The sequence below is a fragment of the Nonomuraea sp. NPDC005501 genome (assembly GCF_040605905.1).
GTDB lineage: Bacteria > Actinomycetota > Actinomycetes > Streptosporangiales > Streptosporangiaceae > Nonomuraea.
The window spans coordinates 1-12,231 of the sequence record NZ_JBEXDT010000155.1; the positions used below are offsets into that span (position 1 = coordinate 1).

General features: G+C 73.8%; 15 protein-coding genes. 2 read left to right on the forward strand and 13 right to left on the reverse strand.

Annotated features, from left to right (window positions below):
* The coding region (locus ABZS51_RS40575) for a TetR-like C-terminal domain-containing protein (RefSeq protein ID WP_355453069.1) at positions 1 to 270 on the forward strand (270 nt) is incomplete at its 5' end.
* Between the two features lie 24 nt (positions 271 to 294).
* Here ABZS51_RS40575 and ABZS51_RS40580 read toward each other — a convergent pair.
* The 13 genes from ABZS51_RS40580 to ABZS51_RS40640 form a co-directional block, all read right to left on the reverse strand.
* Positions 295 to 447 (reverse strand): hypothetical protein, encoded by a 153-nt coding sequence (locus ABZS51_RS40580; RefSeq protein WP_355453072.1) that lies wholly within the window; start codon positions 445 to 447, stop codon positions 295 to 297.
* A 164-nt stretch (positions 448 to 611) separates the two neighbouring features.
* On the reverse strand, positions 612 to 1,643 hold the full coding sequence (gene tsaD / locus ABZS51_RS40585) for a tRNA (adenosine(37)-N6)-threonylcarbamoyltransferase complex transferase subunit TsaD (RefSeq protein WP_310708476.1): 1,032 nt from the start codon (positions 1,641 to 1,643) through the stop codon (positions 612 to 614).
* Complete coding sequence (gene rimI / locus ABZS51_RS40590) at positions 1,636 to 2,067, reverse strand: ribosomal protein S18-alanine N-acetyltransferase (RefSeq protein ID WP_310708554.1); 432 nt, start codon at positions 2,065 to 2,067, stop codon at positions 1,636 to 1,638. The genes tsaD and rimI overlap by 8 nt, the downstream gene beginning before the upstream one ends.
* Before the next feature lie 11 nt (positions 2,068 to 2,078).
* On the reverse strand, positions 2,079 to 2,723 hold the full coding sequence (tsaB, locus tag ABZS51_RS40595; protein ID WP_355453075.1) for a tRNA (adenosine(37)-N6)-threonylcarbamoyltransferase complex dimerization subunit type 1 TsaB: 645 nt from the start codon (positions 2,721 to 2,723) through the stop codon (positions 2,079 to 2,081).
* Between the two features lie 44 nt (positions 2,724 to 2,767).
* Positions 2,768 to 3,697, reverse strand: coding sequence for a phosphotransferase (locus tag ABZS51_RS40600; RefSeq protein WP_355453078.1), 930 nt, complete (start codon positions 3,695 to 3,697; stop codon positions 2,768 to 2,770).
* A gap of 56 nt (positions 3,698 to 3,753) precedes the next feature.
* Complete coding sequence (locus ABZS51_RS40605; RefSeq protein WP_310708479.1) at positions 3,754 to 4,287, reverse strand: class F sortase; 534 nt, start codon at positions 4,285 to 4,287, stop codon at positions 3,754 to 3,756.
* A gap of 13 nt (positions 4,288 to 4,300) precedes the next feature.
* Positions 4,301 to 4,921 (reverse strand): hypothetical protein, encoded by a 621-nt coding sequence (locus tag ABZS51_RS40610; RefSeq protein ID WP_355453081.1) that lies wholly within the window; start codon positions 4,919 to 4,921, stop codon positions 4,301 to 4,303.
* A 263-nt stretch (positions 4,922 to 5,184) separates the two neighbouring features.
* Positions 5,185 to 5,595 carry a tRNA (adenosine(37)-N6)-threonylcarbamoyltransferase complex ATPase subunit type 1 TsaE gene (gene tsaE, locus ABZS51_RS40615; RefSeq protein ID WP_355453094.1) on the reverse strand — a complete coding sequence of 137 codons (411 nt, stop codon included), beginning with the start codon at positions 5,593 to 5,595 and terminating at the stop codon, positions 5,185 to 5,187.
* 50 nt (positions 5,596 to 5,645) lie between these two features.
* Positions 5,646 to 6,704 (reverse strand): alpha/beta hydrolase, encoded by a 1,059-nt coding sequence (locus tag ABZS51_RS40620; protein WP_355453084.1) that lies wholly within the window; start codon positions 6,702 to 6,704, stop codon positions 5,646 to 5,648.
* 16 nt (positions 6,705 to 6,720) lie between these two features.
* Positions 6,721 to 7,854 (reverse strand): alanine racemase, encoded by a 1,134-nt coding sequence (gene alr / locus ABZS51_RS40625; RefSeq protein ID WP_355453097.1) that lies wholly within the window; start codon positions 7,852 to 7,854, stop codon positions 6,721 to 6,723.
* A gap of 94 nt (positions 7,855 to 7,948) precedes the next feature.
* Complete coding sequence (locus ABZS51_RS40630; protein ID WP_355453087.1) at positions 7,949 to 9,409, reverse strand: NAD(P)H-hydrate dehydratase; 1,461 nt, start codon at positions 9,407 to 9,409, stop codon at positions 7,949 to 7,951.
* A 9-nt stretch (positions 9,410 to 9,418) separates the two neighbouring features.
* Complete coding sequence (locus ABZS51_RS40635; RefSeq protein WP_310708484.1) at positions 9,419 to 9,769, reverse strand: holo-ACP synthase; 351 nt, start codon at positions 9,767 to 9,769, stop codon at positions 9,419 to 9,421.
* 34 nt (positions 9,770 to 9,803) lie between these two features.
* Positions 9,804 to 11,222, reverse strand: coding sequence for an alkaline phosphatase PhoX (locus ABZS51_RS40640; RefSeq protein ID WP_355453090.1), 1,419 nt, complete (start codon positions 11,220 to 11,222; stop codon positions 9,804 to 9,806).
* A gap of 216 nt (positions 11,223 to 11,438) precedes the next feature.
* Between ABZS51_RS40640 and coaA the strand changes: the two genes are divergently transcribed.
* Positions 11,439 to 12,231: type I pantothenate kinase (gene coaA, locus ABZS51_RS40645; RefSeq protein WP_355453100.1), on the forward strand; the 793-nt coding region annotated here is incomplete at its 3' end.

The following is a 12,231-nucleotide window of genomic DNA, read 5'->3' on the forward strand; positions in this document are numbered from 1 at the left end:
GGGCGGCCGGTCCCGGAGTTCCAGCCCGACGCCGAGACCGCCGCGCTCATCCAGCCGACCTTCGACACCCTGGTCGCCGCCGTCGCCCGCTGCGTTGACGAGGGCGCCTTCGCCCCCGCCGATCCCCGCGACCTCGCCGTCAGGCTCAACGCCCTCGCGCACGGGCTGTGCGGCCTCGAACTGCGGGGCGCCCTCGGCGACGCCCCGCAGGCGAGCCGCCACTGGGACGCCGCCTTCGACACGATGACGCGCGGACTGCGCGGCCGATGACCGGGCGCGCCGTGACGTTCCGGATCAGGCGGCGGCGGTCTCACCGGCCAGGCGGCGCAGGCCGCGCGCGAAGCTCGCGGCCTCGTCGGGCTCCCAGGTGGCGGTGAGGCGGGCGAACACCTCCTCCTGGAAGGCGTGGGCTCCGGTCAGGACCTCCGCGCCGGCAGACCTCGCCACAGCGACGGCCTGCCTGGTCGCCGCACTGGCCGTGGCCCCCCGGCCCACGGACGACCCGGCCGGCCACACCTGAGGGGCCGGTGCACTACAGGCGATGGTGAGACGCGGCGGGCATGGGCGCCTGCGCGCGTCAGCCCCGGACCGCCGTGACCGGCCCGCACACGTCACACATGAACCGTCGTGATCGGCATCGACGAGTCGGCCGGGATCTCCAGGGCGGACGGGGTGATCCCGGCGGCCACCAGGTCGGAGCCCAGGGCGGCCACCATGGCGCCGTTGTCGGTGCACAGGCCCGGCCGGGGCACGCGCAGCCGCACGCCCGCCGCGTCGCACCGCTCCTGGGCCAGGGCGCGCAGCCGCGAGTTGGCCGCCACGCCACCGCCGATGAGCAGGTCGTGCACGTCGTACTTGCGGCACGCCTGGAGCGCCTTGCGCGTCAGCACGTCGACCACGGCCTCCTGGAACGACGCCGCCACATCGGGCACGTGGATGGACTCGCCGGCCGCCTCGCGCGCCTCGACCCAGCGGGCCACGGCGGTCTTGAGCCCGGAGAAGGAGAAGTCGAGCGTGCCGTCGTCGATCTTGCCGCGCGGGAACGTGATGGCCGCGCCGGAGCCCGAGGTGGCCGCCCGGTCGATGTGCGGGCCGCCGGGGAACGGCAGCCCGAGCACCCGCGCCACCTTGTCGAACGCCTCCCCCGCCGCGTCGTCCACCGTCGAGCCGAGCGAGATGACGTCCTGGGCCACGTCGGGCACCAGCAGCAGCGACGAGTGGCCGCCCGAGACGAGCATGGCGATGCACGGCTTGGGGAGCGGGCCGTGTTCGAGCTGGTCCACGGCGACGTGGGCGGCCAGGTGGTTGACGCCGTAGAGCGGGACGCCGAGGCCGAGCGCGTAGGCCTTGGCCGCGGCGACGCCCACCAGCAGCGCCCCGGCCAGGCCCGGCCCGGCGGTCACCGCGATCGCGTCGATGTCGGAGAACCTCAGGCCGGCCTGCGCCAGCGCGGCCTCCACGGTCGGCGTCATCGCCTCCAGGTGGGCCCGGGAGGCCACCTCGGGCACCACACCGCCGAAGCGGGCGTGCTCCTCCATGCTGGACGCGATGGTGTTGGCCAGCAGCGTGTGGCCCCTGACGATGCCGATGCCGGTCTCGTCGCAGGAGGTCTCGATGCCGAGGACCAGTGGTGCGTCAGCCATCCAGCTTCTTCCTCATCATGATCGCGTCGGTGCCGTCGTCGTAGTAGCGGCGGCGGATGCCGATCTCCTCGAACCCGAAGTGCTCGTACACGCCGCGGGCGCGCGGGTTGTCGTCGCGCACCTCCAGGAACATCTCGCGGGCGCCGCGCCCGCGCGCCTCACGCAGCAGCTCGGCCAGCATCGCGCCGCCGACGCCGGTGCCCTGGTGGGCCTGGAGCACCGCGATGGTCTGCACGTCGGCCTGGTCGGCCGCGGCGGCCATGCCCGCGTAGCCGATGATGACGTCGTCGACCAGCGCCACCACGTAGTGGCGGGTGCGGGGCTGGTCGGCCAGCTCGCCGCGCATCATGCCCTCGCTCCACGCGTCGAGCGGGAACGTGGCGCGCTCGATCGCCATGACCGCGGGCAGGTCGTCCTCGGTCATCTGGCGCAGCCTCACGCTGTCACCCTCTTGGGCGCGCCGGGCACCACCGCGTCGGGACGGCGCAGGTAGATCGGGCGGGGCGGGTCGAGCGGGACGCCGGCGGCCAGGCGCTCGACGGCGAGGGCGGCCAGCGAGCCCGCGTAGGGGTAGGGCGGGTCGCCCGGCTCGCCGAGCACGTCGGGGTAGAGGGCGGCGCCGGCCCCGACGACCGGCAGGCCGTCCGCGGGCACGTCGGCGGGCCGGTCGACGGCCGGGCCGCTCACCCTGGTGCGCAGGTCGGCGTACCGGGCCCAGAACACCTCCTTGCGCCGCGCGTCGGTGGCGGCGATGAACGGCTCGTCGCGGCCGCTGCCGTAGGCGACGGCGTCGAGCGTGCAGATGCCGTACGCGGGGACGCCCAGCGTCGTGGCGAGCGCCTGGGCGGTCATCAGCCCGACGCGCAGCCCGGTGTACGGGCCGGGACCGCTGCCGGCGACGACGGCCGTGACGTCGCGCAGCGAGGCGCCCGCCTCGCCGAGCACGGTCTGGATGGTGGGCGCGAGCAGCTCACCGTGGCGCCGGGCGTCGATCGTCGTCGACTCGGCGAGAACCCGCTCGCCGTCGTGGAGCGCGGCGGTGACCGCTGGGGTCGCGGTGTCAAAGGCGAGGACCAGCACGACTGAATAGCCTACCCGCCACCCGGCTCACTCCCTGCCGCTCGTCAGGACCAGCCGGTGCGCTGCCTGAGCCAGTCGAGGGCCACCGCGCCCTGGGCGAGTTGGAACGCCCGGAGCGTGGGCAGCCCCGGCGGCGCCGGCTGACGGCCCTGCCGGACGAAGTAGCCGGCGAACGCGGCGATCACCGCGGTGATCGCCGGGTCGGGGTCGGTGACCAGCTCGTGCGGCGGCGGCCCGCCCTGCATGCCGACCGACGGCAGCAGCGCCACCCGGTCGAACCAGGGCGCGCCGACGCACGCCCACGGCCAGTCCACGACGTAGACCCGGTCGCCGGCGAGCAGGATGTTGTCGGCCCGCAGGTCGGCGTGGAGGAGCGTGTCGCCGGCGGCGGCGCGGGCCCAGCCCGACTCCAGCTCCGCCAGGCCGTCGAGGTGGCGCAGCGCCCACGGGTCGAGGCCGGTGGTGTCCTCGCCGAGGAGCCTGCGCCAGCCGCGGAAGGAGTCGCCGAACAGCTCGCCCGCGGACGGGGCGGCGATGGGCGCGGGAGTGAGCGCGGCGGACATCCGGTCGACGGCCGCGAGCACCCGGTCGAGCTCGTCGCGCCGCCACGGCATCGCCGGGTGGCGGCCCTCGATGTCCTCGAAGACCAGCACCACCCACCCCTCGGCCTCGAACGTCGTCAGCAGCCGGGGCGCGGGCACGGACGCGGGCAGGGCGGCGGCGATCGCGGCCTCGGCGCGGTAGATGCCCACGGCCTCGGCGTTCGGCTCGGGGCCGACGGCCTTGACGAACGCGCGGCGCCCGTCCGCGGTGCGCAGCCGCACGGCGGCGGCCGGCGAGAAGCCGGTGTCCTGCGTGACCGCCTCGGCCACGGGAGCGCCCAGGAACTCCTCGACGCCGGCGCGGGCGGCCGGGTGCACCCGCTCCCACGGGACGCGGCTGCCGGTGGCCGGCGGATTGGTCTCCACACTCATGTCCCCATCATCCGGATCCGGGCAACCGGATTTTCCCGTGCCGGGGAGGGGACGGCTCAGGCTCGGGAGGCGTAGACGATGATGTTGTCCACGTACTCGCCCTTGGCGTAGTCGAAGGTGCCGCCGCAGGTCACCAGCTTGAGCCCGTCGTCCACGTACACCTTCCTGGCCGGGAACCGGTCCTTGTGGACCTGCTCGACGGCCTCCACCTTGTACGTCGCGACCTTGCCGTCGCTGCGCTCCACCTTGACCAGCTCGCCCTTGCGGACCTTCCTGAGCTTGTAGAACACCGCGGGCGCCGTCTTGGTGTCGACGTGGCCCACGATCACCGAGGCGCCCTTCTCACCGGGCACCGCGCTGCCCGTGTACCAGCCGGCCACCTTGGGCTTCTCGTACGGCGGCAGCTCCACCTCGCCGCCCTTGGTCAGCCCGAGCTTCATCAGCGGCGCCTCGACGTCGATGGACGGGATGTCGATGCTCTCGGGCACCACCTTGGCGGCCTGCTGGGTGCCGATCTGGGTCTTGCCGAACATGACCAGCAGCAGTCCCGTGGCGGCCCCGGCGAGCACCACGCGTCCCGGACGTGCCATGGCGTCGTCCTCGTCAGGCTCGGTTGCGGCGCTTGAGCGCGATCCCGACGCCGGCGGCCAGGGCGAGGCCGAGCAGCACCCCGGCCGGGGCGAGCGGCAGGCCGGAGCCCTCGTCCACGTCCTTGCCGAACGTGCCGCCGCCGCCCGCGCGGGGGGCGCGGGTGGGCACGTCGCTGGGCAGCGGGTCGGCTCTGACGACGCGCAGGGTGGCGCGGCCCGTGTCGTTGGTGCCGTCGCACTTGACGTCGACCCGGTAGGTGCCGCGCGCGATGGTGCCGGACACCTGGGCCTCGCCCCGCACCCAGGGGCCGGGGCTGGGCGTGGTGGTGGCGCCGGCGGCGGGGGTCGGGGTGGCGGGGTTGAGCGGGACGCCGCTGACGAACGCCCGTGAGGTGGCGGTGCCGGTGTGGGCCGGGCCGCCGGTCGGCACGGGGCAGTTGGCGAGGATCCACACCCGCGACGTCTCTCCGGCGGTCACCCGGTCGGGGTTGAGCTCGACCTTGATGGAGGGGCGGACGGCCGGGGCCGTGGCGGTCGTGGTCGCGGTGCTGGTGGCGGTCGTGGTCGCCGTTGCGGTCGGTGTGGCCGTGGGGCTGGTCTCCGCCTGGGCCGAGCAGCCCAGTGCGCCGATCATCAGGATGGCTCCCGCGGACGCGAATCGCCTGACACCGAGCACCAGCGCACCCCACTTCGCCGTCTTCCACCAAGCATCCACCAAAAAGACGGACGCTGCCCCTCCTGATACCCAGAAATTCTGGGGGAATCCATCGCCAACGATCATGTTTCCCGTGAATTGGCGACGTATGCCAAGGGTGGCAGCATTGCCGGGCGTTGACCCCCGTTTTACTCTTCGGGCCGCTCGAACGGCGTGTCGCGACGGGGTGAGAGAGCGGCCCCTCAGCCGGACCAGCGCGCGCCGACGCCCCGCAGCGTCACGAGGCGGGCGTCGTCGCCGGTCTCACGGTCGATGTGGATCTCCAGGCGGTCCTCGGACAGCCCCTCGACCAGCCCCTCACCCCATTCGACGACGGTGACCGAATCCTCCAGCGAGGCGTCCAGGTCGAGGTCGTCCACCTCCAGGTCGCCGCCGAGGCGGTAGGCGTCGGCGTGGACCAGCGGCGGGCCCTGGCCCAGCGAGGGGTGGACCCTGGCGATGACGAACGTGGGCGAGGTGATCGGCCCCCGCACCTTCAGGCCCTCGGCGATGCCCTGCACCAGCGTCGTCTTGCCGGCGCCCAGCGGGCCCGACAGGACCACCAGGTCGCCGGGGCGCAGCCGGGCCGCGAGCCGGGCTCCGTAGGCGCGCATGTCGTCGGCGGTCGGCAACCGCTCCGCGTTCACCGCGTACTCCCCACTCTCTACAGCTCCACTCTCTTGATCAGGTCGCGCAGCACGTCGTTGACCGCGCCCGGCCGTTCGAGCTGGACCAGGTGGGAGGTGTCGGGCACCTCGGTCAGCTGGGCCTTGGGCAGCGCCGCGGCGATGGCGCGGCTGTGGTCGGGCGGGGTCAGCCAGTCCTTGTCGCCGACGATGATCGCGGTGGGCACGGGGTCGAGGACGTCGAGCGCGGACAGCTTGTCGTGGTTCATCAGCGCGGGGTAGAAGTCGGCGATCACCTCTGTCGGCGTCGCCCTGATCATGGATTCGGCGAAGTCGACCAGGGTGGGGCTGACGTTCTTGGAGTCACCGAAGCCGACGTAGCGGGTGATGAGGAAGGCGATGTCACTGCCCGCGTTGCGGGTGCGGTCGACCAGCGCGCCACGGCGCCCGAGCATGGACACCGCGCCGGGCGCCACCTTGTGGACGACCCTGGACACCAGCGCCGGCAGGCCGAGCGTGATCTCGGCCAGCTTGCCCGCCGAGGTGCCGATGAGCGCCACGCCCTTGATCCGGTCGCCGAACAGCTCGGGGCGGCGGTCGGCCAGCGCCATGATCGTCATGCCGCCCATGGAGTGGCCGACCAGCACGCAGGGGCCGGGCACGAACGTGTCGAGCAGCTCGGCCAGGTCGTCGCCGAGCCGGTCGATCGTGGCGTCGCCGGCCTCGGCGCGCTGGGAGCGGCCGTGCGAGCGCTGGTCCCACAGCACGACGCGGTGGCTCTCGCGCAGGTCGCGGCGCTGGTAGTGCCAGGACTCCAGGCTGAGACAGTAACCGTGGCAGAAGACGACCGTCAGCGGCGCGTCAGTCCCGTCCTCCGGCCCGTCGATCTCGACGTGCAGCGCCACGCCGTCCGAGGTGGTCAGCGTGCGCTCCCGGCCCCGCAGCTCGCCGAACGGCTCGGCCAGCTCGGCGTCGGGACGCACCCTGATCCGGCCCACCGCGTAGCGCTTGGCCAGTGTCGCCGCAGCGACCCCCGCCGACGCGGCACCGACGATGGCTCCGGCGATGCCGACCCTGCGGCGTGTCGTCGTGGTCATGGCCCCGTGCCCCCTCTCACTCCTGGCTGTCGCGCACGTGGACTCGCGGCACCCGCGCGCCGATCCTCGTCACGATCTCATGCGTGATGGTGCCGAGGTTATCCGCCCACTCCTGAGCGGTGGGCTCGCCCCTACCCCCGGATCCGAAGAGAACGACCTCCTCGCCCTCGGCCAGGGCGTCGTTCCCGAGATCGATCATGAACTGGTCCATGCACACACGCCCGGTCACGGGCCTGCGCCGCCCTCCGGCCAGCACCTCGGCCCGGCCGGTCGCGTGCCGGAGCACGCCGTCGGCGTAGCCGAGCGGGACCAGGCCCAGCCAGGTCTCACGCTCGGTGACGTGCAGGTGCCCGTACGAGACGCCGGAGCCGGCGGGGACCCGCTTGACCAGCGACAGCCGGGCGAGGAGCGTCATCGCCGGCCGCAGGCCGAAGTCGCCCAGCTCGGGGACGGGGCTCAGCCCGTACATCGCGATGCCGGAGCGGACCATGTCGAAGCGGGCCCGGGGCAGCGTCATGATGGCGGCGGAGTTGGAGAGGTGCCTGATGACGTGGGAGCCGCCCGCGCCCGACTGCTCGGCCAGCTTGAGCGCCTCCTCGAACGCGTAGAGCTGCGCGTCGATCGACGGATGGCCGGGGATGTCGGCGCAGGCGAAGTGGGACCAGAGGCCGACGATCTCGATGGCGCCCTCGGCCTGGAGACGGGCCGCCCTGGCCAGCAGCCCGGGCCAGGCGGCGAGCGGCGCGCCGCCCCGGCTCATGCCGGTGTCGGCCTCCAGGTGCATGCGGGCGGTGCGGCCGGTGCGCCGGGCGGCGGCGGCGATCTCGTCCAGGATGGTCTCGTCGGACGCCGACAGCTCGACATCGGCCTCCAGGGCCTCCGCGACGGGCTCGCCGGGGCCGATGATCCACGACAGCACCGGGGCGGTGACGCCGGCCGCGCGGAGCTCCAGCGCCTCCCTGATGTACGCGGTGCCGAGCCTGCTCGCCCCGCCCGCCAGGACCGCCTCGGAGGACGGCACGAGGCCGTGCCCGTAGGCGTCCGCCTTGACGGCCCCCATCAGCTGGGCGCCGCCGGCACGCTCCTTGAGCAGGGCCACGTTGTGCTCGATCGCGGCCAGGTCCACCCGCGCCTGCGCGGGCGTCGCCATCGGGAATCCCATCCCCCCAGTTTGGCAGCTCACCCAGGTGACTGGGCGCGGTTCACCGGTGAACCCCCGCTCGCCCGGGTGCGCCGGGCGGGGTTCACCGGTGAACCCCCGTCGAACGGGCGACCTCGCGGATCGCCTCCGGGACCGCCGCCGCCACGCCCGCCGCGTGCAGCGGCGCGCCCGAGGCGGCGATCCTCCCGGCCAGCCCGTGCAGGTACGCCCCGCACGAGCCCGCGTCGTAGGTCCCGAGCCCTTGCGCGAGCAGCGCACCGGCCACGCCGGACAGCACGTCGCCGGTTCCGCCCGTGGCCAGCCACGGGGTGCCGGTGCCGTTGACCCGCACCGGCCTGCCCTGCTCGGCGACGACCGTGGTGGACCCCTTGAGAAGCACGGTCGCGCCCAGCTCGGCCGCCGCGCCCCGGGCGTGCGCCAGCCGGTCGGCCTCGATCTCGTCCCGCCCGGCTCCCGTGAGGCGCGACAGCTCGCCGGCGTGCGGGGTGACCAGCACGGGCGCCGTACGGCCGAGCAGCGCGCGCTCGCGGGCGAGCACCGTGAGCCCGTCGGCGTCGACCAGCACGGGCACGTCGCTCGCCAGCACCTGCGCCAGCAGCTCCCGCGCCCAGTCGCCCGTGCCGAGGCCGGGCCCGATCACCCACGCCTGCACCCGGCCGACGCCGTCGAGCGAGGGCCGGTCCAGCTCGGTGATGACCGCCTCGGGCCAGTGGGCCCGCACCTGCGCGACCGGCTCGCCGGGTCCGGCGTAGCGGACCATGCCCGCGCCGGCCAGCAGCGCGCCGCCCACGGCCAGCACGGCCGCCCCGGTGTACTGGTCGCTGCCGGCGACGACGCCGACCACTCCTCGGCGGTACTTGTCGCTCTCGGCGGCCGGGCGCGGCAGCAGGGCCGCCACGTCGGCGCGGGACAGCCCCGCCACGTCGGGGTCGGGCAGGAAGGGGCCGAGCCCGATGTCGACCAGCTCCACCTCGCCCGCGAGGGCGGCCCCCGGGTCCACCAGCAGGCCGGTCTTGCGGGCCCCCATGGTCACGGTCAGCCGGGCCTCGACGGCGGCGCCCTCCACCCGGCCGCTGCTCGCGTCCACCCCGCTGGGCACGTCCACGGCGACCGTCGGCGCCGCCGCCGCGTTGGCCGCCCGGACGAGCTCCCGGTACGGCTCCCGCAGCGCCCCGGACGCCCCGATGCCGAGGAGCCCGTCCACGATGAGATCGGCCCGCCCGACCGCCTCCGCGCCGGCCACCCGGCCACCGGCCAGCAGGAGCGCCTCCAGCCCCGCCTCGTGCGTCCTGCCGCCCGCGAGCACGGCCTCGACCCTGGCGCCGCGCCGGGCCAGCCGAGCCCCGGCGTACAGGGCGTCGCCGCCGTTGTCGCCGCTGCCGACGAGCAGGGCCACGCGGCTGCCGTACACCTTGCCGAGCAGCCCCGCGCACGCGGCGGCGAGCCCGGACGCGGCCCGCTGCATGAGCGTGCCGTCGGGCAGGCGGGCCATCAGCTCCCGCTCGGCGGCTCTGATCTGGTCGGCGGTGAAGGCGGTGCGCATGATCCGAAGCTATCCCTCCGCGATCACGTAGGCCACGGCGACGCCCGCGTCGTGGCTGAGTGACAGGTGCCAGCGCTTGACGCCGAGCTCGTAGGCGACCTCGGCGGCGCGGCCGGTCACGTGCAGCTCCGGCCTGCCGTTGTCGCCACGCCGCACCTCGGCTTCCAGGTGGCCGAGCCCGGACGGCGCGCCGAGCGCCTTGGCCACGGCCTCCTTGGCGGCGAAGCGGGCGGCCAGCGACCGCGCCGGCAGGTCACGCTCGGCCTCGGTGAACAGCCGCGCCCGCAGCCCGGGGGTGCGCTCCAGCGTGGCCTCGAACCGGGCGATGTCGACCACGTCCACCCCGATGCCCAGGATCATCCCCCCAGGCTAACGGCGCCTCCACGCCGCGGGCTCAGAACGCGCCGCGCTGCCACGGCCCCCAGATGGCGAACGACATGCCGTGCGTGGACTGGATGTTGACGTACAGCGTGTGGCCGCCCGGGCCGAACGTGGACCCGGCGAACTCCGCGCCCGGGTCGCCCGCGACGGGCTCCATCCGGCAGAAGTCGAACAGCTCGCCGTGCCGGGTCAGGCCGCGCAGGTAGTTGTCGCCGTCGCCGTCCTCGCACAGCACGAGGGTGCCGCGGGGGCTGGCCGTGACGTTGTCGGGCAAATCCAGCACCGTGGAGCGCGGCGACTCGTACACGAGCTTCAGCTTGCCGCTCCACGTCTCGTACGCCCACACCTGCCCGCGGCCCTTGCCGAACCCGGAGGGGGCCGCGTCGCCCGAGGCGGTGGCGCCGCCCTGGGTGGAGACGAAGTAGATCATGCCCTGGTGGTGGATCGCCCCTTCGAGGCGGGAGAAGATCGCGGCGCCCTTGGCCCGGCCCTGCTTGCCGACGGCCTGCACGGCCTCGTCGTTCGGCGGCCTGCCGGTGAAGTCGGGGTCGGGCTCGTCGATGTCGACCCAGGCGGTGGTGTACGCGGCTCCGGCGCGCTGGCCGGCGGACAGGTCCTCGCGGGGCGAGCCCTTGACCGCGAGCATCTGGAGCCGCCCGCCGTCGAGCAGGCGCCCGGCCTTGAGCGGGTGCTTGGGCGGCAGGTAGCGGTAGAGGCCGGAGGCGAAGCTGAAGCAGTCCTCGGTCAGGTAGAGCGCGCCGGACCGGGGGTCGAAGGCGGCCGACTCGTGCGCGAACCGCCCCGCCGATCTGATCGGCGTGGCCGTCGCGGAGCCGGTCACGGGCACCTCGAAGATGTAGCCGTGCTTGCGGGTGAGCTTGGAGTTGTCGCCGCCGGAGAAGTCGTCGCCCACGTCGGGCCCGTTGACGGTCTCCTCGCAGCTCACCCACGCCTTCCACGGCATGGGGCCGCCGGAGCAGTTGAGCATGGTGCCGTTGAGCGACGGGCCGGCCTTGAGCACCTCGCCGTGGCCGGTGACCTGGAGGGTGACGGTGCCGCCGCCCGCCATCCGGTCGTAGGCCTTGTCCTTGTCGCCGAACGCGCCGACGGGGCCGCCGACCTCGTGGTTGCGCACGAGGTACGCGGTGCCGCGCGGTCCGGCGAACGCCGCCATCCCGTCGTGGCGGCCGGGGACGGTGGAGCCGTCGGGGAACTTTCCGCCCGCCTCGTTGAAGGAGCGGTAGCTGAAGCCGTCGGGCAGGTGGAGGCGTACCTGGCCGTCGCGTTGGTCGCGGACGGCGCGCAGCGGGCCGTAGCCCCGCACCCGGGTGACCCCGCCGCGCTCCGACGCGCAGGCGACGCCCGCGAACGGCCCGGCGATGCCGACGGCGGCCGCCACGGCGGCCCTGGCCAGGAAGCGACGACGGTCCATGAACCCTCCCGGGGACACTGGCTTCTCCGAACAGTAGCCGTCCCAGATTCGCGGCACTCCCGGTTTCGGGGAGATCACGGCAGGGGGATGGCGCCTTTCCCCGAACTGAATGTCGAGAACTCCACAGGTTCATCCACAGGCTGTGGACAACCCGCCGACCCGGCCGGGACTCGCCCGCGGCCGCGTCGCTACGCTGCCTAGGTGAACAACGGCTACGTGGAACTGAGCAGGGAGCAGTGGAGCGACCTCCGCAAGAACACGCCCTTGACTCTCACCGCAGAAGAGCTGGAAGAGCTGCGCGGCCTCGACGACCCCATCGACCTGGTCGAGGTCACCGACATCTACCTCCCTCTGACCAGGCTGCTGAACCTGCACTACACGGGGTCCAAGCAGCGCAGCAGCGTGCTGAACGCCTTCCTCGGCCATCCCGAGCGGCGTGTGCCGTACATCCTGGGCATCGCGGGCAGCGTCGCGGTCGGCAAGTCGACGACGGCGCGGCTGCTGCACACGCTGCTGGCCCGCTGGCCGGAGCACCCGCACGTGGAGCTGATCACCACCGACAGCTTCCTCTACCCGAACGCGGTGCTGGAGTCCAAGGGCATCATGCACCGCAAGGGCTTCCCGGAGAGCTACGACCGCAGGGCGCTGGTCCGGTTCGTGGCCGAGGTGAAGGCGGGGACGGCCGAGGCGAAGGCGCCGATCTACAGCCACCTGGAGTACGACATCGTCCCCGGCGCCACCCAGAGCGTGAAAAGTCCGGACATCCTGATCATTGAGGGGCTGAACGTCCTCCAGCCGGCCCCGCTCACCTCGCTCGCGGTCAACGACTACTTCGACTTCTCCATCTACGTCGACGCCAAGGTCGAGGACATCCGCACCTGGTACGTCGAACGCTTCCACAAGCTGCGCCGCACCGCCTTCGAGGACCCCAAGTCGTACTTCCGGCACATCGCCGAGCTGTCGCACGACGAGGCCACGAAGTTCGCCGTCAACGTCTGGCGCGACATCA